The sequence below is a fragment of the Gilliamella sp. BG2 genome (genome assembly GCF_046635645.1).
Taxonomy (GTDB): Bacteria; Pseudomonadota; Gammaproteobacteria; order Enterobacterales; family Orbaceae; genus Gilliamella; species Gilliamella bombi.
The window spans coordinates 36,510-57,428 of record NZ_JBIDFF010000002.1 but is presented as its reverse complement, the minus strand read 5'-3'; the positions used below and the strand labels follow the sequence as shown (position 1 = coordinate 57,428).

Sequence of the window (20,919 nt, the reverse complement as noted above, 5' to 3'; positions counted from 1 at the left end):
TAAACAAATTGATTATCCGCTAACAATTGTTAGCGGCATCTATTTATACTGAAACATATTATACCGAAACATAGTGTTACCTGAAACTTTTTGACAAAATGAAAAAGCACCTACTTAAAATTCTGGCTTTCTTATTTTTTTCTATCCTTTTGTTATTAGGTAGTTTTTTTGTTGCCGATCACTTTTATCCTTTATCAATAACAAAAAATAAAACGACACAAACAATTCTTGCGCAAGATGGTACGCCTCTGTGGCGATTTGCTGATGAAAATGGTGTTTGGCGGTATCCTATCAAGTTAGATGAAGTTCCCAATGATTACCTAGATGTGTTATTAAATTATGAAGACCGCTATTTTTATGATCATTTTGGTATTAATCCTGCCTCTTTATTGAGAGCAGCTTGGCAAAATATCACCAATAAAAGAATTATTTCAGGTGGTAGTACTATTTCGATGCAGGTTGCAAGATTGCTTTATCCACACGATCGCTCCATGGCAGGAAAGTTACAACAAATATTTCGAACACTACAACTTGAATTACATTTTACAAAAGATGAAATTTTAACTTTATATATTAATCGAGCCCCATTTGGCGGGACAATCGAAGGCTTAGGGGCTGCTAGTTGGTCATATTTTGGTAAAGAGCCCAAAGCGTTAACACGTAGTGAGGCGGTTTTATTGGCCGTATTGCCACAAGCACCCAGTCGTTTGCGTCCTGATAGGTACCCCGAACGAGCCAAACAAGCACGCGACAAAGTTCTAGCAAGATTGGCCCAATATCAGGTATGGTCATCTGATATTATAGAGCAAGTTAGAAAAGAAGAAGTATGGGTTTACCCACGTAAAAAGCCACAATTAGCTCCTTTATTAGCTCGAAGGTTAAGTCAACAATATCCTGATGTTGATATTATTCGATCAAATATCGATCTCTCCCTTCAATACAGCCTTGAAGATATTGCTGCTAATCGTAAAAATCAGTTACCTCCCAAAAACTCACTAGCTATTTTAGTTGTCGATCATACGGATATGTCCGTAAAAGGCTATGTTGGGTCGGTTGATTTTAACGATAAAGAGCGATTCGGTCAGGTTGATATGATAAGTTCGCTTCGATCTCCTGGATCGACATTAAAGCCTTTTATGTATGCTTTAGCGATTGATGACGGCATGATTCATTCTGAATCGTTATTGCAAGATACACCTAGAATCAGTTCTGATTATCGACCTACGAATTTTGATGAAGATTTTTATGGACCAATCAGTGCCTCAGATGCATTAAAGAATTCATTAAACTTACCTGCTGTTGAGTTAATTGAGCTTTATGGACCAAAACGATTTGCTGGCAAGCTGTTTAGTATTGGCTTACCGCTTCAATCTAAAGGTAATGATCCTAATATATCGTATATTTTGGGTGGTGCGTCGTTAAGAATGGATAATTTAGTTAGCGCATATAGTGCCTTTGCTCGTCATGGGCAAGTAAGTCCTTTACGATTTACGCAAGCAGATCCCTTATTAAGCAAGCCATTTATTAGCGATGGAAGTGCATGGATCACAAGACAGATGCTAGTTAATAATTATCAGCTTGCCTATAAAACAGGCACTAGCTATGGATATCGTGATGCATGGGCGATTGGGGTCAATCCTCGCTATTTGATTGGCATTTGGGTCGGTCGTCCTGATGGAACGCCCGTTGTTGGTCAATATGGCAGTATTACAGCGGTGCCGATACTACAGCAAGTTAACACGTTATTATTAAATAAAGAGCGACGAATAAATCGCCCACTTCCCTTAGTAACTAAACCGACAACAGTAACCTTAGAAAAAATTTGTTGGCCATCAGGACAAAAGTTACCTGCAACTGATGAAAACTGCCACCGTCAAAAAAATGCATGGGTATTAAATAATATGATACCTCCAACACTTGATACTCTAACGGCACTTAATAATAATATTTATCGTTCAGGGTGGGTGACTATTTGGGTAAATGATGCCGGCAAACGTGTGTCAGCAGACTGTAGCAATGCACATAAAAAACAGGTTGCACTTTGGCCAATAGCTTTAGAAAATTGGCTACTACCCAAAGAACGTCGACAATCGCTAATTCCTGAAGTTGATAATCATTGCCCAGTGTTTGGTAAAGATATCTTTTTGCCACTCAATATTATTGGGCTGCAAGATAAGCAATTGGTAAAACGATTACCTGGGCAGCAAGATGTCACTATCGATCTAACTCCACAAGGTGGTGTTGGTGACAAATGGTGGTTTTTAGATGGTGAACTTATTGAGAAAACATATGGCGATCAAAAGGTAGCTTTGACAGTTACTCATAAAGGTTTACATCATCTATTTTTATTAGATCAAAGTGGACAAATTTCACGAATGACATTTACCCTTGATTAAACCAATAAGGAGCAAACCTATGGCTATTGAAAGAACCTTATCTATCATCAAACCTAATGCCGTTAAAAAACAATTGATTGGTGAAATTGAAACCCGTATTAGCCAAGCAAAACTTAACATTATTGCCTTAAAAATGCTTAGATTAACAAAAGAACAGGCAGAAGGATTTTATGCTGAGCACCAAGGTAAATCATTTTTTGATAAGTTGGTTAAATTTATGATATCTGGGCCGATAGTTGTTCAGATTCTCGAAGGCGATAATGCTATTAAGCGTTATCGAGAATTGATGGGACCAACTGATTTATCTAAAGCAGCCACAGGCACTTTACGAGCTGATTTTGCTGACAGTATGACTGAAAATGCCGTACATGGCTCAGATTCTCTAGCCACGGCTGAAAAAGAAATTGCTTATTTTTTTGTTGATAGCGAGATAGTAGGGTAAATCAATATTATTAAATAAATCAAAATAGTGATATAAGCTGTTTTAGCTTGTATTAGTTTTTTTAATGTCATTAATCGAAAGCTACTACATATAACTTTAAGTTATAACCATGTGAGTATTTGTTATTTATTTATTTTATTCTTTGTTGCTAGACTTTAACGGTATATAACATAACCTTGACTGAGGGAGAATCGGAATGAAATTGTTGACTAAATCACTAGCTGTTGTTGCATTAGTAAGTAGTTTGTTAGGTGCAAATTCTGCTTATGCAGATCGCCTTGATGATATTGAGAAACGAGGAGAAATAAAAATAGCGGTATTTGATAGTAATCCGCCATTTGGTTATATTGATGAAAAGACTAATAAAATTGTTGGTCTTGACGTTGATTATGCCAACGAGATAGCAAAAGCATTAAAGGTTAATGTTGAGCTAGTTCCGACTAATCCGGCCAATCGAATTCCGTTATTAACATCCCAAAAAGCCGATTTAATTGTAGCTAATTTTACCGTTACTGATGAAAGAGCAAAAACCGTTGATTTTAGTCTTCCTTATTTTGCGACTGGTCAGAAATTTGTAGCAAAAAAAGGAGTATTGAAATCAGCAGATAATTTGAAAAATCTTCGTATTGGTGCCGATAAAGGTACAGTTATGGAAATTACATTGCGAGAAAAATACCCAACAGCTAAAGTAATTTCTTATGATGATACACCATTTGCGTTTGCAGCATTACGTAATGGTGTTGTGCAGGCAATTACTCAAGATGATGCAAAATTAATCGGCCTATTAGCGAATTTACCAGAAGAACAACGAGCTGTATTTGAAATTTCACCATTTAGTATTACTCAAGAATATCAAGCTGTTGGTATACCAAAAGGGGAAGATCGCTTGAAAGAAAAAGTGAATCAAATTTTATTAACACTAGAAAAAGATGGTGAAGCATTAACGATTTATAATCGTTGGTTTGGACCTGAAACTGCATCAGCGATGCCTCGTGGTGATTTTAAAATTGGTAAAGGTCAGTAGTTATGTATGAGCAATTACTTGAGCCTCGTTATTTGTGGTGGTTATGGGATGGTTTTTTAGTTACGTTAGCTATCTCATTGCTAACCATTATATTTTCAACATCACTAGGTTTTTTGCTGGTTATTGCTCAACAAAGTCGAATTAAATTCATTCAAGTTATAGTAATGGGGTATAACGCAATTTTTCGTTATTCTCCGTTATTGCCTCAACTCTTTTTTTGGTATTTTGGTGTGGGTAATTTATTACCAATAGAATTTAAATTATGGTTATTTGACGAACCGCAAATCCAGTTGCTGTTTTTTTCACTGAAAATGCCATCATTTGAATTTATAATCGGTTTAGTTGGTTTAACTTGTTATTCCAGTGCTTTTATTGCCGAAGAGTTTAGAGCGGGTATAGCTGGTGTAAGTCGAGGGCAAGAACAGGCTTCATTGGCATTAGGTTTAACTTGGTGGCAAAGTATGCGATTTATTATTTTGCCACAAAGTTTTCGTATTGCATTTCCACCTTTAATTGGTCAGTACATGAATATTATAAAAAATTCGTCGTTAACAATGGCCATTGGTGTGTTAGAACTTTCTTATGTATCGCGTCAAGTTGAAACCGAATCATTAAAAACCTTTCAAGATTTTGCTATTGCAACTTTATTATATATTTTGGCGATAGTGATTGTTGGAACTTTGGGTAATATTTATCAAGCAAAACGATTGCAAATAGGTAAGGTGTAATCATTTATGGAGCTTAAAGGTTTAGAGGTTATTTACCACAATTTCAGTTATATGATGTGGGGAAATTTTCCTGGAGGAATTTTTTTAACGCTGTTAATGAGTTTTGCCGCAATTATATTTTCAAGTTTTTTGGGTATTCTTGCTGGAGTCGGGTTGACTGTTTTAAAAGGAGTTATGCGTTATTTTTTAGTTGGTATACTTGGTTTTTTAAGAGCTATTCCTGTCATTATGCTTATTTTCTGGACTTACTTTCTTCTACCTGTGTTACTTAGTGTAGATGTGCCAGCAATTGCAACGGTAATATTTGCATTATCCTTGATAGGAGCTGCATACATTGGACATTCAGTTCATGCAGGTATGATTGCTGTGGCTAAAGAACAATGGCAAGCGGCGTTTTCATTAGGCTTAACTAAAAAGCAAGTTATTATATTTATCATATTACCACAAGCCCTTAAAATGATGTTGCCGTCTTTTGTAAATCAATGGGTATCACTGATTAAAGATACTTCACTGGCTTATATTGTTGGAGTAGCGGAATTTACTTTTATTGCAACCCAAATTAATAATCGTAGTATGATTTATCCAACAGAAATCTTTCTATTTGTTATAGTTGTTTATTTTATCATCTGCGCCTCGCTTGATTTTGCGGTTACGTTTTTCTCAAAACGCCAATTATTTTGCTTTAAATAAAACAATATTTTCAGAGGGTATATGGGGATCTCACTATTTACTTGAATAACGTTCTCTTAATTTATTGATGTAAAATTCGATTGAATCCTTAGCTTTGGGATGTGTTTCAATATAGCTATTAAATATTATTTGTATAAGTCGAAAAAAATGTGGAAGATATATTATTGAATTTTCATGATCACTAATCTTAAAAGATGCATTTTTAAATGTACTAGCTTAAATTAAATCTGAGCTACTACAACTGATTTCTTGAAGAGCAAGTCCCTTCTCATTGCTCATTTTTTAAAGCAATAATAATTATCTCGATTATATCCTATGACTTTACAGGCTTATTGTGCGTACTAAGTTGCTGATTAATTCTAAAAGCCATAATTTAGGTTTAATGATTTTTCTATTTGATTCAATTATGACACTCCTAGTTACGTTATAAAATAACGCAAATGTCAGATTAAAACTATTCTTATGAGGTATAGAAACCCAGTTTATTTATATATTTTATGAAAGAGGATAATTCAATGAATTTTCTCATTGTGTTCTAAAATAGAAAAAAAGCACCTTATATTAAGGTACTTTTTATATTATAAAATGTTAAATAATAGAAGATTAACTCATTCCATATTGTTTTAATTTTTTGCGAAGTGTACCGCGGTTGATACCAAGCATATTTGCTGCTCGAGTTTGATTGCCGCGTGTATATTGCATAACCATATCAAGGAATGGATGTTCAACTTCAGCTAACACTAATTCATAAAGGTCTGTAGGATCTTCACCATTTAATTGTGATAAATAGTTTTTTAAAGCTTGCTTCACTGAATCACGCAATGGTTTTTGTGTTATTTGGTCTTGAGAATTTACAGTTGTAAATTTAAGTGCTGCAGCTGTAACGCGTTGTTCTGACATAGTATTCTTAACTCTTTGGGTTGTTTCTAATTTTACTAAAAAATGCTTTTAGAGTGTTTACTTGCTCACTTGTATTGCTAAGTACACTAAATAAGCGCCTGAATTGATCGCTGTCAGCATAATTCTTGGTGTACCAATTTACATGCTTTCTGGCAATCCTTAATCCTTTGTATTCTCCATAGAATTGATAAAGATCATCAAGATGTGATAGTACAACTTGTTCTACTTCATCAATACTTTTGTTTTTCTGTAACTGTCCATGTGTTAAATAGAATGCAATTTCTTCAAATATCCAAGGTCGCCCTTGTGCCGCTCGCCCGATCATTATAGCATCAGCCTGCGTATATTGAAAAACATCTTTTGCCTGTTCAGGTGTACAAATATCTCCATTAGCAATTACAGGAATTGTAACATTTTCTTTAACTGCTCTAATAGAGTCATATTCAGCGACACCGTTGAATAAGCAAGCACGTGTTCTTCCGTGAATAGTAATTGCCTTTATACCACAATCCTGTGCAATTTGTGCGATTTCTATGCAATTTCTATTTTCTTTATTCCATCCAGTCCGCGTTTTTAATGTTACCGGAACATCAACTGCACCGACAACTTTCTGCAAAATTTTTTTAATAAGTTCCGGATACTGCATTAAAGCAGATCCAGCCAATTTTCTATTGACCTTTTTAGCCGGACATCCCATATTAATGTCAATCAACTGAGCACCGTGTTTGACATTAAATTCAGCAGCTTTAGCCATTTCGTCGGGATCAGAACCGACAATTTGTACTGCACGAATACCAACATCATCACTCGCTATCATTCGCATAGCTGATTTATCGGTATGCCAAACATCAGAATTTGCTAAAAACATTTCTGAAACAGTCATACCAGCACCAAATCGATGACATAGATTACGAAATGGTTTATCACTTATTCCAGCCATTGGTGCAGCAATTAAATTATTCTTTAATTTTAGTTCACCAATGCTAAGTAAATTAAAGTCGGCTATATTACGCATTTTTTTTCAAACTTAAAAGGGGGTAGCGTTAATTTTTTTTATTTTTTTTACCAGTGATACAACACCACTCGTCAAGTTCAACCACTGGATCTAATTTAAAATTGGGTTGGTAAGCCATGCAAACACTTGATGATTGGGTAGTTAAAATACCAGATAAACCTAGTTTACCTTCAGGTTTTACTAATTTACTTATATGTGGTTCAAGCTCTTTTAATGGTCCAGCTAAAATATTGGCAACAACTATATCTGCTTGCAAATTGTCTGGGATCTCTTTTGATAAATAAAGCTCTAGTCTTTCACTGACATCATTACGCTGTGCATTGTCACGGCTAGCTTGAATGGCTTGAGGATCGATATCAATACCGATTACTTGTTTTGCACCTAATTTTAGTGCAGCAATTGCCAAAATACCAGATCCACAACCATAATCGATAACTAATTTATCTTTAAGGTCTAAATTATCAAGCCAAGTTAAGCATAATGCCGTGGTTGGGTGAGTACCTGTGCCAAATGCTAATCCAGGGTCTAACATAACATTAACAGCATTAGTGTCGGGCACGTCACGCCAACTAGGACAAATCCAAAGTCGCTCACCAAATTTCATAGGATGAAAGTTGTCCATCCATTCACGTTCCCAGTCTTTATCTTCTAATTGTTCAATTTTATAAGAATATTGTTCAAGATTTAATATTGCTCTTAATTCATCGATATCTGTTTGAGCATCATAAAGCCCAATCACATCGGTATTACCCCAAAGTTTAGTTTCGCCGGGTAATGGTTCAAAGACAGGCGTGTCAAAGGTATCTTGAAAAGTGACTGATACAGCACCAGACTCCTCTAATTGTTCGCTAATTTGTTCAGCAAGATCGTTGGTTGTATTAATTTTGAGTTGAATCCAAGGCATAATTCTTCCTTTTATTGTCAAACATATTGGCTATAATAAAAATAATAAATCCAATAGTTAAAGAGGGGACTATTGGGTGTAGTGATAATAATTTAATATTATAACTTGCCAATAATGCATAACTTATAGCTCCTGTAAGCATTGAACAAAGAGCACCAGTAGCATTAGCTTTTTTCCAATATAATCCAAGTACTAACGGCCATAAAAAGACAGCTTCAAGTCCACCAAAAGCGAGTAAATTTAGCCAAATAATCATATCAGGCGGGGTCCATGCTGCCCAAATAAGTAACCCACCAAAAATAAAAGTGATAGTGACCGAAATCCGAGTAAGAAACTTATCACTGAAATTAATATTAGTTTTGATGCTTAAAAACAGATCTTTGATGATAACAGATGATACTTGTAATAATTGAGCATTAATGGTGGACATAATAGCGGCAAGTGGAGCAGCTAAAAAGATTCCAGCAGCAAAAGGTGGTAATACATTTATAATTAATGTCGGTACTATTTGATCAGGAATGGTTAAATCGCTAATAATAGCACGCCCTAAAGCACCAGATAAATGCATAGTTAGCATAATAACAGTAACGACAATGGTGCCAAGAATAATTCCTTGATGTACTGCTTTGCTATCTTTATAGGCCATACAACGAACAGCAGTATGAGGTAAGCCAACCACACCAAAACAAACTAATATCCAAAATGAAGCCATGAACGGAAAGTCCATAAAGTCATTAGGTCCTTGTGGTGTTAAAAGAGCAGGGTCAATTTTTATTAGCTGATCAATTATTGCAGTGATTCCACCACCTGCATAGATAATAGCACCAAGTAATAATATAGCACCTATGATCATCACTAACCCTTGAAAAGCATCATTTAATATACTGGCTCGAAAACCGCCAAATGCGGTATAAATAACCGTACCAATACCAAATATTAATAAGCCCGTATGATAAGGTATACCTACTGATGATTGTAGTAAGCGAGCCCCACCAACAAACTGTACTGTCATTGCGCCGATAAAGGCAACGACAAGGGTAATACTTGCTAGCCAAACAATAGTTTTACTTTTATAGTGAGCATAAAGCATATCACTTAACGTTATAGCATCATATTTACGAGCTAAAATGGCAAATTTTTTGCCTAGAATACCAAGCGAGAGTAATACAGTTGGAACTTGGATCATCGATAATAGCACCCAACCAAGGCCAAATTTATAAGCAGCACCAGGACCACCAATAAACGAGCTGGCACTAATATAAGTTGCGGCTAGTGTCATGGCGAGTAAAAATCCTCCCATGGTGCGATTACCGATAAAATAATCAGTAAATTGATTTACTTTTTTGCGTTTTACATAAGCATAAATTGATAATGCGAATACAAAAACAAGATAGATGACAAGCGGTACAATAATATCTAAATGCATGTTAGATCACTTAGTTTGTTCTAATGAGAAATTTTTAAATTGAAATTTTACAACTAACCAGCAAAGCAATATAAAACCGATAGGCACCATAATGCAAGATAGTTCAAACCACAATGGAAGACCTAAAAATCCTATTTTGTCGTTAATACAGTATGCACAAACGATCCATCCAAGAAGATAAATAAAAGTTAGTAATAAAGAAAGTTTAGCCTCTTTATTTGCTTGTTTATATCGAGCATCCATATTGATTTATTCAAAATTAAGGGTGGTTTAGAGTAAAAGAAAGCATTGAACTTAGCAAGTATATTGCGATTTATGCAATATTATATTTTAAATATATCAATTTTAGCAATATTAAAAGTATTATATAGTGTTTTATTGTTGATTATGAATACCTAAACTCTTGGAGAGAAAAATGTCAAACTATTTTAATACATTGAATTTGCGTGAAAAATTAGAACAATTAGGTCAATGTCGTTTTATGGCTCGTGATGAATTTGCATCAGAAGCTAATTTTTTGAAAGGTAAAAAAATTGTAATTGTTGGTTGTGGAGCACAAGGTCTTAACCAAGGTCTAAATATGCGAGATTCAGGTTTAGATATATCTTATGCATTACGTAAAGAAGCTATTGCTGAAAAACGCGCATCATGGAAGAAAGCAACTGAAAATGGTTTTAAAGTAGGAAGTTATGAAGAATTAATTCCAACAGCAGATCTTGTTATCAATTTGACTCCTGACAAACAACATTCTGCCGTTGTTCAAGCTATTCAACCGTTGATGAAAAAAGGCTCTGCGCTTGGCTATTCTCACGGATTTAATATTGTTGAAGTAGGAGAAAAGATTCGCTCTGATATTACAGTAGTGATGGTAGCACCTAAATGCCCTGGTACTGAAGTTCGTGAAGAATATAAACGAGGTTTTGGTGTGCCGACACTAATTGCAGTTCATCCAGAAAACGATCCAAAAGGTGAAGGGCTAGCAATTGCTAAAGCATGGGCAGCGGCAACTGGCGGACATCGTGCAGGTGTTTTACAGTCGTCATTTGTTGCCGAAGTTAAGTCAGATTTAATGGGTGAACAAACAATCCTTTGTGGAATGTTACAAACAGGATCATTACTTTGTTTTGATAAGCTAGTGGCAGATGGTGTTGATCCTGCTTATGCATGTAAATTACTCCAATTTGGTTGGGAAACGATCACTGAGGCGCTAAAACAAGGTGGAATTACTTTAATGATGGATCGTTTATCAAATCCAGCTAAATTGAGAGCAAATGCTTTAGCAAAAGAATTAAAAGTGATCATGACGGATCTTTATCGTAAACATATGGACGACATTATATCAGGTGAGTTTTCGTCAACTATGATGAAAGACTGGGCAAATGATGATGCGAACCTTCTTAAATGGCGTAGAGAAACAGGTGAAACCGCCTTTGAAAAAGCTGCTGACTATCAAGGTAAAATTGATGAACAAGCTTATTTTGATCAAGGCGTTGTTATGGTTGCAATGGTTAAAGCCGGTGTTGAACTTGCCTTCGAAACTATGCTTGAATCTGGTATTTTAGCTGAATCAGCTTATTACGAATCATTACATGAGTTACCACTTATTGCTAATACTATTGCACGTAAACGTTTGTATGAAATGAATGTTGTTATTTCTGACACAGCTGAGTATGGCAACTATCTATTTGCTAATGCCGCTGTACCACTATTAAAAGAAAAATTTATGCCAATGTTACAAGCTGGCGATCTAGGTAAAGCGATTCCTGAAAGTAGTGTTGATAATGCACAATTACGCGATGTGAATGAAGAAATCCGTAATCATCCAATTGAAACAATCGGTCGTAAATTACGTAGTTATATGACTGATATGAAACGCATCAATGTTGCAAGCTAAATAGCTATTTATAATTATAAAAAAGGTGCTGAAAAGTACCTTTTTTTGTATCTAAAAATTGAATTTACTGTAAAAAACTTTCAGGTAAGTATATGTTTCAGTATAAAATAATTAGATCTAAAAGGATCTAACTGGATTTAATTTAGATCCAATTTATATTTTTTTGATCCTTTCACTTTATAATTAAATTTTTAAAAATTATATAATTAAATTATTTTTATTTTAACTTTTTATTTATTTTTTATGTAATTTATGTTATCTTTTTGACCAATTTTAAATCAAATGATAAGGGTAACATATTAATGAAAATGACTTTTCGACCAACTGATTGTTGGCGATGGTATTTTGATAGCGAATACGATAGTTTAATGCTTGAAGTTTCATCTGAAATGTTATTTCGTTCTTGTTATCCAAGTAAAATGTTAGTTCCTGATGTTTTTGGTGAGTTTCCATTTTCTGTTAGTGACGCAACGTCTTATTATCAATTTTATAATAGTTGTCAGTTACTTAATTTGACAGATTCACAAAAGATTGAACTAGCTATTAACGCTATTGTTGCAGCTAATTTTTTAAAGCCTCAAATGCCTAAAAGTTGGTATTTTTCACAACAACCAATGTTATACAAGCCCAAAATAGCTGATATTGTTGAGGTAATTTTACAAGAAGATGGACAAAAGGTTTGTTTAATGGTCGTTGAAGCGGGGGAAAATGCATCTCTTTGTATTATTGCACAAGCTTCATTTATTGCAATGAATAAAACGTTTGTGTTTTCTGAAGCAATTAAAGTAATGAATGATAGATTAATATCTGTAGAGAAAAAATTTACTGAACAAAAGCTGACTTCAGATAATTTTGAATTTAAGGCTATTTCTTAAGTAATTTAATTGTAATATCTCTTTTAGGCACACAACTACAGGCTAAAATTTTATTATTTCGCCTAATAGCAGCTTGTGTTAATGCCTCTACTTCACCTTGTTTTAATTCAACTAGACAACGTCCACAAATACCTGCACGGCAAGAATAAGGTAATGCTATTTTATGTTGTTCTAACTGCTCTAAAATAGTTTGCTTATTATTACCTTTAATTATTTGATTTTCAAAATTTATTGTACAAACTTTTGCTTCAGTTTTTATTTCTGTTGGAAAGGTTTTAATATAATTTTTAGCTGGTTGCCGTTCCAATACTTCAATTTTATCGTGAACTGAAATTGTTCCATGATTTCGGGCTATCATATTCATACCAAAATCAATTTCACCTTGCTTATCGGCTCTAAAGTAACGTAAGGTTTTAATTGGTTCATTATCAGCTAAGAATGTTGCAGATTTTATATTCATTGTCGTTATAACACAGCGACTACAGGGTTTAACAATATCAAAAATCACATTGCCAATTTTTATTGTTTTCCAGCCGTCTTCCGCAAAAGGTAGTGCTCCTTGAATAACGATATTTCCACGAAATTGTCTAATATCGAGTTTTTCAGGGCATTGCTGTTGTAAATAATCAAATGAAGCTTTATTTAATAACAAATAAGGATAACCATCAGCAAAACTAACAGGAATTTCAGGATAGCGTTTGGTTCGACGAGTTAATTGTTGACCAACCCATCTTAATTGTACATCTTTATGCAAAATTTGACTGAAAAATTGATTGACTCTTATAGGGGCAATTAATGAAGTAAAATGATTACCCCAAATTTCAGTAGGCTCATAATTCAACGAAAACTCATCAAGATTAAATATTATCATTTCAGTTGGAGATAGCGAAATATGTACTTCGTTTTTTACTATGAATGTTTTGAATTTCAGGAGCTCAGGGTGTTGTCTTGCCGTGATAAAAGTGCCATCGGGTTCACTAAGCATCAATATACGGTCATGCTCAAAGCCTCCATCAACTGTATTTGCTTTTGTTAGTTGTATCCCTTGCATCGATTTGATTGGGTAGATGTATAGTTGATTGACGAAAATCATAATATCTTACATAAATTACAAATGTTTTGATAATTATATACTTAATTACCCATATCTTATAGTTTTTAGATTTAACAAATAGAATGAATAAGTTAAGGCATATTAGCATAACTCGCTATAGCTTATTTCAGTAATATAATATAGTACTTTGCCATTAGGGGTGATAACGGCTATTTCATCATCAACTTTATGACCTATTAATGCTTTTGCTACAGGGCTATTAATTGATATCCAACTTTTTTTAGGATCAAATTCATCGCTACCAACAATACGGTAAATATGTAAATTACCAGATTCATCTTCCAATTTTACCCATGCACCAAAAAATACTTTACCTTCTTGTTTTGGGTGTGGTTCGACAATTGTTAACGTTTCTAGTCGCTTGGTAAGAAAACGTATACGCCGATCAATTTCGCGTAATCTTCGTTTTCCATAAATATATTCTGCATTCTCACTACGATCTCCGAGGGCTGCTGCATCTGATACAGCTTGTGTAACGCGAGGTCTTTCTTCTTTCCATAAATATTTCAATTCACGATTAAGGTTCAAATAACCTTCTCTTGTTATATAATTATTCTTTCGCATATTTTCATTCCCTATAGTAATCTTTATTTTTCGAGTAAAAACTCGATATTTCTTTATTAAAATATATTGTTCGAGTAAAAACTCGACATTTATTTAATAAAATTTATTCTATTTTTTAATATTTATCAAAATAACGTTAAATAATATTTAAAAATCAACATTGAAATGATATTATTTTTTCATTGCTTGTGTTGTGTTTTTTTATTTTATTCTTGGAATATCTCTTGCTCAATAAGTAATTAAGTTAATTATATCGCATAAATAAGTTTAATTTCGCAATTATACAATAATAAAATAAATAAGTTGTTATTATTATCACCATTAGGAATGAATATGACTACACGGAAAGAGCCAATTTGGGGTCTAGTTTGTCTTATTAGTTTTTTTTCAACTAAATCTTTAGCATTATCGGCTGTTACTGCAAATCCTATTAATGGAAATAGTCCTCGTTTTATTAGTTCAATTGAAAATAATATTCAATCCAATAAAGCATTTAATTATTTTGGTGTCATCTATAATGGAAATACCTATTTTTATACAGGTGATTTGAACACAGCATTAGGCTCAGATGTTTCAACTAAAACTCCTGAAAGTTTAGGTTTATTAGCAGCAATTAAACAACCAGAAAACTCTGAGGTTATAGATGTTGATGGTGATGGAGATATTAAATTATCAGAGGACAAGGATAACCCAGTTTCGCTGGAATGGTATTACGAAGACGAAAATAATAAAGAAGTTAAATTAACAGACGATCAAACAAAAACGACATTTGAAAAATTAGTAAAAAGTGGTATTTATCCTTATATTAAAGTTAGTGGTGGGGTAGCATTAACTACAAAATACGGAGTTCCAAATTTTCAAAATTACCCAGATAGTAAGATTGCTATAACAAAAACACCTTATCGAAATTTTAATGTACAAGTAGGTGGTGAAGCTATCAAATATGCTAGTCCACATATGCTTTATAGTGCTCCAGCTTATTCTTGGGGGGATAGATCTGTTTTTGATTGGGTAGACTGGAATGGTTTTGTAGCACAAAATGATTATTTAAATAATTTCCCTTCAGTTGGTGCAAATGGTCTCTTTTTCTATTTAATTACCGAGAATATTGATAATTCATTAAGCACAACAAAATGGATCGTAAGAACATCGGATCCTGATAAAGGATCACCTGGCGCAATTACAGCGACAGTTGCAAAGTCAGAGGCTCCAAGAGCAGTAGTTGTAGGTGGTTTTAAGGCTTATGATGCAAAAAATATGGTTCTGGTTACGTTAAAAGGTCCTGATTCCTCATCTAAAGGTGCTAATCGAGCTACAGCGCCTAAAGCGAATTTACCTGTTGATATTGAGATAATAGGCGAAACCAAACAAGGCGTAATGCTTAGTTACAGTTTCCGGATAACTAAATGGTTTATCAATAGAGGAGAATATATTGATACATATCAAGAGCAAAAAGATTGGTGCAGAAGTTTAGGTGATTATAAATTAGCATCTCTTAGAGAGCTGAGTAATGCAAACTTTCTGCTTCATCAAGATAAATATGGTAATAATCCTGATAACTACTATAAAAGAGCTGTACATGGGGGATTAATTACTGAATGGGGGGGATTAGCGTATTATCAAGGTGATAATTTTTATAATCCAACCTATGGTTGGACTAGTGATATTTCTAATTCTACGGGTTCTCCTATTTATATCAATATGAATGATGCTGCACTAAATGGCGATAGAGATGATCAGCATCCGTATTACGCATTATGTAGTTCTAAATAAAGAAGTTAAATTTGTGGTTAGCTCTATTAAATGTTAGCCAAGCTAAAAATATCCCAATAACTAGCAGTTATATTTTTGGGGGAGGAGATAAAAGGCTCAGAATTGCAACAGAAACAAGGATAGGTATATAATCACTACTTTGCTTAAAATTGTTAAAAATACCATGATGAATAAACAAATTAGCCATATTATAGCCAGTGAGTTAGCCGTAAAGTCAGAACAAGTTCAAGCGGCGATTCAATTATTAGATGAGGGTAGTACCGTTCCTTTTATTGCTCGTTATCGAAAAGAGGTGACAGGTGGGCTTGATGATACCCAATTACGTACTCTTGATAGTCGATTGAGCTATTTGCGAGAACTTGAAGATCGTAAGCAAACAATTTTAAAGTCTATTGAAGAACAAGGTAAATTGACATTAGAATTAAGTAACAGTATTGCACAAACGCTTAGTAAAACTGAACTTGAAGATCTCTATTTACCATATAAACCTAAACGCCGTACTCGAGGTCAAATTGCCATTGAAGCAGGGCTTGAGCCATTGGCGGATGGCTTATGGCAGAATCCCATGCTTGATCCTGTAATTGAAGCCGAAAAATATATCAATTCCGACAAAGGTATTACTGATACAAAATCAGCAATGGATGGAGCTCGTTACATTTTGATGGAGCGCTTTGCAGAAGATGCTGCATTATTAGCAAAAGTGCGTCATTATCTTTGGAATAATGCTCATTTAGTTTCGCAAGTGGTGAGTGGTAAAGAGGAAGAAGGAGCTAAATTCCGAGACTATTTTTCACAAAGCGAGCTGATTTCTAAAATACCATCTCATCGTGCATTAGCAATGTTTCGAGGACGAAATGAAGGCTTTTTACAACTCTCCTTAAATGCTGATCCGCAATTTGAACAAGCGCCTAAAGAGAGTTATTGTGAACAAATTATCACTGAATATCTAGGCGTCCATTTTAATGAACAGCCAGCAGATAAATGGCGCAAAGCTGTGATTAATTGGACATGGCGCATTAAAATTCTGATGCACATGGAAACCGAATTAATGACAACATTACGTGAGCGAGCAGAGGAAGAAGCGATTAACGTATTTGCTGCTAACTTACATGATATGTTAATGGCTGCTCCAGCAGGCATGAAAGTTACTATGGGCATGGATCCTGGTTTAAGGACAGGTGTAAAAATAGCTGTTGTTGATGCAACAGGTAAATTAGTTGCGACTGAAACGATTTATCCTCATACAGGGCAAGCAGATAAAGCAGCTATGGTTATTGCCGCACTTTGTATTAAATATCAAGTTGAATTAGTGGCCATTGGTAATGGTACTGCTTCGCGCGAAACTGAACGTTTTTATCTTGATGTACAAAAGAAATATCCAGAAGTGAAAGCACAAAAAGTAATTGTAAGCGAAGCAGGTGCCTCGGTTTATTCTGCATCAGAACTAGCAGCGCAAGAATTTCCTGATTTAGATGTATCTATTCGTGGTGCAGTATCAATTGCACGTCGTTTACAAGATCCATTAGCAGAGCTTGTTAAAATAGATCCTAAATCGATTGGGGTGGGGCAATATCAGCATGATGTTAGCCAAACTCAGTTAGCAAAAAAACTTGATGCTGTTGTTGAAGATGGTGTTAATGCCGTTGGTGTGAATTTAAACACTGCTTCGATGATGTTACTTGCTCGTATTGCTGGACTTAATAAAGTAATAGCCCAAAATATAATTAATTGGCGTAATGAAAATGGACAATTTACGGATCGTAAACAATTATTGAAAGTGGCTCGCTTAGGTCCTAAAGCATTTGAACAGTGCGCTGGATTTTTACGTATAATGGATGGTAAAAATCCTCTTGACGCATCGGCCGTTCATCCAGAAGCTTATCCAGTTGTAGAACGAATTTTAGAAAAAAATCACAAATCTTTAAAAGAAATTTTAGGTGATACAAACTATTTAAAATCACTTAAAGCAATCGATTACGTAGATGATCATTTTGGTGTGCCAACAGTTACAGATATTATCAAAGAGCTTGATAAACCTGGTCGTGATCCAAGACCTGAATTTAAAACTGCGCAGTTTGCTGATGATATAGAAACGATGGAAGACCTAAAAATAGGTCTGATTATGGAAGGATCTGTTACTAATGTAACTAATTTTGGTGCGTTTGTTGATATTGGTGTGCATCAAGATGGTTTAGTGCATATTTCAGCTTTATCAGATAAGTTTGTTGATGATCCAAGAACAGTGGTAAAAGCTGGTGATATAGTCAAAGTTAAAGTAATAGAAGTTGACATTCCTCGAAAACGTATCGCTTTATCAATGCGATTAGATGATCCTGCAACGTCAAAAACTGATAATCGAAAATTCATTAATGAACGTTCGGTTAACAATACTAAAAAACAACACTCATCTTCAATGACTAATAATGTCATGGGAAATGCATTTGCAACTGCATTTAAAAAGAATAAATAATATTTTTCTAGTTTAAGGGACAATTGTCCCTTTTCTGCATTTAAAACCATTTAGTTAAAGCTACCTAATAGCGATCTACTCAATATAGAACTGAACCATATAATTAAAGCCAACTCAGGTTTATCTTTTTTACTTAATGTAATAGTATTATCAGTTATGATATAAAGTATTATTAATATTATATAATTCTATTGTAAATATCCTTAAACAAGCAGCATAATTTCTACTTGAATCTTGACTAAGTTTGAAGTATTTACACATTGGTATAAATTATCTGTTATTTATTGATACTTAAAAGTAACAAGTTATTACCATTACAAATAAACATTAGGTAATATAATATGTTGTAGGCTATGTTGTTTTAATTGTTCTGCAAACTGTTCTACTTCGGGTCTACTGGCAGGTGGCCAGTTTTTAGCAATACCATATACACCATGATTATGAAAAGCATTAATTCTTATTTGAATATTGGAATCCAAATCAATTAAAAATTTGGCAATATTTTCAACATTATCCTGTAGATCAGTTTGTTTAGGAATAATTAAAAGTCTTACCTCATATAGTTTTTTTATTTTTGCCAGATATTTAATCGTTTCTTTTACTCGTTGATTGTCTCTTCCCGTTAACTTTTTATGCACATCATTATCCCAAGCTTTGAGATCAATCATTGCGCCATCCATCACATTTTCTACTTTTTGCCACCCGGTTTTAGTTAAATAACCATTGCTATCAATAAAACAGGTAAGGTGCTTTAAATCGTTAGATTGTTTGATAACATTGAATAGCTCTTTAATAAAGGGTAACTGCATTGTTGCTTCTCCACCACTTATGGTAATACCATTTAAAAACGGTAGATATTTCCGGATAGTGATTAAAATATCATCTACACTATATCTATAAGTCATTGGTGATGAAGAATGCTTACAAGTATTAATACAAGTATCGCATTGCTGACAATTTGAAGTTTGCCATATAACTTTATTGTTACTAAAACTTAATGCTTTGTGTGGACAAGTATCAACACATTGACCACAATCCTTGCATAATGATATCGTATAAGGATTATGGCAGTTTAAACAACGAAAATTACATCCTTGTAAAAATATAACTAGTCGATTACCAGGTCCATCTACACAAGAAAAGGGTAAAAGCTTATTAACGATTGCCCATGACTTGCTCATGACTAATTACTCGTGGTTTTCGACATAAATAACTATTATTTTCGGTATCGTCGGCAGCCTCAGATCCTAAGAAAGTAGTATTAATTCGTGAGCCTTCTTTTTTATATCTTTTAATATCAGATAATCTCACCATATAACCTGTAACTCGAACAAGATCATTACCACTGATATTGGCAGTAAATTCACGGAAACCAAATTTGAAAGCAGCTTTACAAATTTGTAGCAAGGCTAGGGGATTATTTTTTATGGTCTCATCAATTGTTAAAATATCACTAATACCCGAAGTGAAATACTGGTGATGTTTATACAGTGCCATAATATGAGTGACAGGATCGGGTTCTTGCCCATATGGTATTCTTAATCCAGGTGTTGTTGCTCTATCTATACTAATGCCTGATTGTGAATGCAGCATTGCTTTCCCTTTCCAAGCATAATCTATTGTATGGTTATTAATAAACTTAGCAATTAATTGTGTAATAGTTAATGCAAGTTCATTAGCTTGTTCATCAAAACCATAACGTCCAGCTAAATTTGCTTTTTCTTGCAAGATATTGACTGCTTCAGCCATTCCAAATATACCAAACATTGGAGCAAATCGTTTTGGATCAATTAAACCTTCTTCAACTAAAAAGCTGCTGTTAAAAAAGTTCGATTTATTGTAAAGAAAGTTTGACCTTGCTTGAATAAGATTGAGCTGCAATTGACAGTAGTGAGGTAAGATATTTGACAAAAAGTCTTCTATATTTTTACTACGTACTGCAACTTCTTTTAAATTGATTCGTGAAAGCGTGCTTCCTCCTCCAGCAACAGGTAGTGAATTATAGCAACTTACAACACCGTATCCTTGGCCATCAAAATCTTTTTGGATCATATTATTGTTTGCAATATGAGGTTTGCTTGTTTCACAAATATTTTCAATTGCCACTAATAATAATGATTCTGGTGTAATGTCTTCATCATAGATAAAGGTTAAATTTGGAGCAACTTGTTTGAGCTCTCTATCTATACGCAAGATTACCCGACAGATAATATTATCGGTTGGTCCAATGTTTGCATGCATAAATGCATCAGGTAAATTACGATCAAGCATGATCCAAAAATGCTTTAATCGCTGATAAATCTCATCTTCAGTAAGATTACCAACGTAAGGAAGTAAAATTTGATCTAAGCATCCTAAATAAACAGGCATACCAGTTACTGAAGGAACATGATGATAGATGATGATAAGCAAATTTAATGCATCATTAAATGTTTCAGCTGGATTAAGTTCTAGCCACTGTGATCCTTGTTTTAAAAATTTTACATAATCAGGTAAAACATAACGAGGTTTATAAGGTGCGTGACCTTCGTACATATCACAAATAACGCGGTCATTTAAAGCTTGTTGTGTTTCTTCATCCAGATCTACATAAGGTAAATTATTTTCTGCTGCTAAGGCGAGCAAATTTGATTTTTGTTTGGGTGACAAATTGGGGTCTGTCACAATATTATAACAACTTTGTTGAAATTCGGTCATGCTCATA

The 20,919-nt window shown here is 34.1% G+C and carries 18 protein-coding genes; 9 read left to right on the top strand and 9 right to left on the bottom strand.

All coding sequences use genetic code 11. The annotated features are described in order from the left end of the window. Positions 1 to 98 precede the first annotated feature (98 nt). From pbpC to ACGH6Q_RS01305, 5 genes are all read left to right on the top strand, one after another. The gene (gene pbpC, locus ACGH6Q_RS01325) at positions 99 to 2,396 is read left to right on the top strand and encodes a penicillin-binding protein 1C (protein WP_411591533.1); all 2,298 of its coding nucleotides are present in this window, start codon (positions 99 to 101) and stop codon (positions 2,394 to 2,396) included. Positions 2,397 to 2,415: 19 nt separating this feature from the next. Further along, positions 2,416 to 2,838: a nucleoside-diphosphate kinase gene (gene ndk / locus ACGH6Q_RS01320; protein WP_085163956.1), complete on the top strand. Its 423-nt coding sequence runs from the start codon at positions 2,416 to 2,418 to the stop codon at positions 2,836 to 2,838. Positions 2,839 to 3,028: 190 nt separating this feature from the next. Next, positions 3,029 to 3,862 carry an ABC transporter substrate-binding protein gene (locus ACGH6Q_RS01315; RefSeq protein ID WP_411591620.1) on the top strand — a complete coding sequence of 278 codons (834 nt, stop codon included), beginning with the start codon at positions 3,029 to 3,031 and terminating at the stop codon, positions 3,860 to 3,862. Positions 3,863 to 3,864: 2 nt separating this feature from the next. Next, positions 3,865 to 4,590: an amino acid ABC transporter permease gene (locus tag ACGH6Q_RS01310; RefSeq protein WP_034911070.1), complete on the top strand. Its 726-nt coding sequence runs from the start codon at positions 3,865 to 3,867 to the stop codon at positions 4,588 to 4,590. Between the two features lie 6 nt (positions 4,591 to 4,596). Next, positions 4,597 to 5,280: an amino acid ABC transporter permease gene (locus ACGH6Q_RS01305; protein WP_065589688.1), complete on the top strand. Its 684-nt coding sequence runs from the start codon at positions 4,597 to 4,599 to the stop codon at positions 5,278 to 5,280. 603 nt (positions 5,281 to 5,883) lie between these two features. Here the strand turns inward: ACGH6Q_RS01305 and fis are convergent. From fis to ACGH6Q_RS01280, 5 genes are read right to left on the bottom strand one after another with little or no spacing between them, the layout of a single operon-like run. Beyond that, complete coding sequence (gene fis / locus ACGH6Q_RS01300; RefSeq protein ID WP_034883623.1) at positions 5,884 to 6,180, bottom strand: DNA-binding transcriptional regulator Fis; 297 nt, start codon at positions 6,178 to 6,180, stop codon at positions 5,884 to 5,886. 7 nt (positions 6,181 to 6,187) lie between these two features. Further along, complete coding sequence (gene dusB / locus ACGH6Q_RS01295; protein ID WP_065589687.1) at positions 6,188 to 7,195, bottom strand: tRNA dihydrouridine synthase DusB; 1,008 nt, start codon at positions 7,193 to 7,195, stop codon at positions 6,188 to 6,190. Between the two features lie 28 nt (positions 7,196 to 7,223). Then, positions 7,224 to 8,099 (bottom strand): 50S ribosomal protein L11 methyltransferase, encoded by an 876-nt coding sequence (gene prmA, locus ACGH6Q_RS01290; RefSeq protein ID WP_085163959.1) that lies wholly within the window; start codon positions 8,097 to 8,099, stop codon positions 7,224 to 7,226. Then, positions 8,074 to 9,525 (bottom strand): sodium/pantothenate symporter, encoded by a 1,452-nt coding sequence (gene panF / locus ACGH6Q_RS01285; RefSeq protein WP_411591532.1) that lies wholly within the window; start codon positions 9,523 to 9,525, stop codon positions 8,074 to 8,076. The genes prmA and panF overlap by 26 nt, the downstream gene beginning before the upstream one ends. A gap of 6 nt (positions 9,526 to 9,531) precedes the next feature. Next, positions 9,532 to 9,768: a YhdT family protein gene (locus ACGH6Q_RS01280; protein ID WP_085163961.1), complete on the bottom strand. Its 237-nt coding sequence runs from the start codon at positions 9,766 to 9,768 to the stop codon at positions 9,532 to 9,534. 172 nt (positions 9,769 to 9,940) lie between these two features. Between ACGH6Q_RS01280 and ilvC the strand changes: the two genes are divergently transcribed. Both ilvC and ACGH6Q_RS01270 read left to right on the top strand, forming a co-directional pair. Continuing rightward, entirely contained in the window at positions 9,941 to 11,419 is a 1,479-nt protein-coding gene (gene ilvC / locus ACGH6Q_RS01275) for a ketol-acid reductoisomerase (RefSeq protein WP_085163962.1), read from the top strand. A gap of 302 nt (positions 11,420 to 11,721) precedes the next feature. Next, complete coding sequence (locus ACGH6Q_RS01270) at positions 11,722 to 12,294, top strand: cell division protein ZapC (RefSeq protein WP_085163963.1); 573 nt, start codon at positions 11,722 to 11,724, stop codon at positions 12,292 to 12,294. Here the strand turns inward: ACGH6Q_RS01270 and ACGH6Q_RS01265 are convergent. Both ACGH6Q_RS01265 and greB read right to left on the bottom strand, forming a co-directional pair. Then, positions 12,284 to 13,387: a YcbX family protein gene (locus tag ACGH6Q_RS01265; protein ID WP_411591530.1), complete on the bottom strand. Its 1,104-nt coding sequence runs from the start codon at positions 13,385 to 13,387 to the stop codon at positions 12,284 to 12,286. The two genes, ACGH6Q_RS01270 and ACGH6Q_RS01265, sit on opposite strands and share 11 nt — an antisense overlap. A 102-nt stretch (positions 13,388 to 13,489) precedes the next feature. Continuing rightward, positions 13,490 to 13,972 (bottom strand): transcription elongation factor GreB, encoded by a 483-nt coding sequence (gene greB, locus ACGH6Q_RS01260; protein WP_411591528.1) that lies wholly within the window; start codon positions 13,970 to 13,972, stop codon positions 13,490 to 13,492. A gap of 333 nt (positions 13,973 to 14,305) precedes the next feature. On the opposite strand from greB, the gene ACGH6Q_RS01255 reads away from it, so the two are divergent. Continuing rightward, a complete protein-coding gene (locus ACGH6Q_RS01255) occupies positions 14,306 to 15,745 on the top strand; it encodes a hypothetical protein (RefSeq protein ID WP_411591527.1) in 1,440 nt (479 codons plus the stop codon). A 163-nt stretch (positions 15,746 to 15,908) separates the two neighbouring features. Beyond that, complete coding sequence (locus ACGH6Q_RS01250; RefSeq protein WP_065609262.1) at positions 15,909 to 18,215, top strand: Tex family protein; 2,307 nt, start codon at positions 15,909 to 15,911, stop codon at positions 18,213 to 18,215. A gap of 314 nt (positions 18,216 to 18,529) precedes the next feature. Here the strand turns inward: ACGH6Q_RS01250 and ACGH6Q_RS01245 are convergent, their stop codons facing one another. Together ACGH6Q_RS01245 and ACGH6Q_RS01240 are read right to left on the bottom strand one after the other, a co-directional pair. Next, positions 18,530 to 19,396, bottom strand: a complete 867-nt coding sequence (locus ACGH6Q_RS01245) for a YjjW family glycine radical enzyme activase (RefSeq protein ID WP_411591525.1) — start codon at positions 19,394 to 19,396, stop codon at positions 18,530 to 18,532. Beyond that, entirely contained in the window at positions 19,371 to 20,918 is a 1,548-nt protein-coding gene (locus ACGH6Q_RS01240; protein ID WP_411591523.1) for a YjjI family glycine radical enzyme, read from the bottom strand. The genes ACGH6Q_RS01245 and ACGH6Q_RS01240 overlap by 26 nt, the downstream gene beginning before the upstream one ends. Position 20,919 lies beyond the last annotated feature (1 nt).

What these genes read in the sequence shown, in the direction of transcription:
- ACGH6Q_RS01250 (WP_065609262.1), top strand. Translation starts at nt 15,909, where the DNA reads ATGATGAATAAACAAATTAGCCATATTATAGCCAGTGAGTTAGCCGTA.
- ACGH6Q_RS01245 (WP_411591525.1), bottom strand. Translation starts at nt 19,396, where the DNA reads ATGAGCAAGTCATGGGCAATCGTTAATAAGCTTTTACCCTTTTCTTGT.
- ACGH6Q_RS01255 (WP_411591527.1), top strand. Translation starts at nt 14,306, where the DNA reads ATGACTACACGGAAAGAGCCAATTTGGGGTCTAGTTTGTCTTATTAGT.
- greB (WP_411591528.1), bottom strand. Translation starts at nt 13,972, where the DNA reads ATGCGAAAGAATAATTATATAACAAGAGAAGGTTATTTGAACCTTAAT.
- prmA (WP_085163959.1), bottom strand. Translation starts at nt 8,099, where the DNA reads ATGCCTTGGATTCAACTCAAAATTAATACAACCAACGATCTTGCTGAA.
- ACGH6Q_RS01305 (WP_065589688.1), top strand. Translation starts at nt 4,597, where the DNA reads ATGGAGCTTAAAGGTTTAGAGGTTATTTACCACAATTTCAGTTATATG.
- panF (WP_411591532.1), bottom strand. Translation starts at nt 9,525, where the DNA reads ATGCATTTAGATATTATTGTACCGCTTGTCATCTATCTTGTTTTTGTA.
- dusB (WP_065589687.1), bottom strand. Translation starts at nt 7,195, where the DNA reads ATGCGTAATATAGCCGACTTTAATTTACTTAGCATTGGTGAACTAAAA.
- ACGH6Q_RS01310 (WP_034911070.1), top strand. Translation starts at nt 3,865, where the DNA reads ATGTATGAGCAATTACTTGAGCCTCGTTATTTGTGGTGGTTATGGGAT.
- fis (WP_034883623.1), bottom strand. Translation starts at nt 6,180, where the DNA reads ATGTCAGAACAACGCGTTACAGCTGCAGCACTTAAATTTACAACTGTA.
- ACGH6Q_RS01240 (WP_411591523.1), bottom strand. Translation starts at nt 20,918, where the DNA reads ATGAGCATGACCGAATTTCAACAAAGTTGTTATAATATTGTGACAGAC.
- pbpC (WP_411591533.1), top strand. Translation starts at nt 99, where the DNA reads ATGAAAAAGCACCTACTTAAAATTCTGGCTTTCTTATTTTTTTCTATC.
- ACGH6Q_RS01280 (WP_085163961.1), bottom strand. Translation starts at nt 9,768, where the DNA reads ATGGATGCTCGATATAAACAAGCAAATAAAGAGGCTAAACTTTCTTTA.
- ilvC (WP_085163962.1), top strand. Translation starts at nt 9,941, where the DNA reads ATGTCAAACTATTTTAATACATTGAATTTGCGTGAAAAATTAGAACAA.
- ndk (WP_085163956.1), top strand. Translation starts at nt 2,416, where the DNA reads ATGGCTATTGAAAGAACCTTATCTATCATCAAACCTAATGCCGTTAAA.
- ACGH6Q_RS01265 (WP_411591530.1), bottom strand. Translation starts at nt 13,387, where the DNA reads ATGATTTTCGTCAATCAACTATACATCTACCCAATCAAATCGATGCAA.
- ACGH6Q_RS01270 (WP_085163963.1), top strand. Translation starts at nt 11,722, where the DNA reads ATGAAAATGACTTTTCGACCAACTGATTGTTGGCGATGGTATTTTGAT.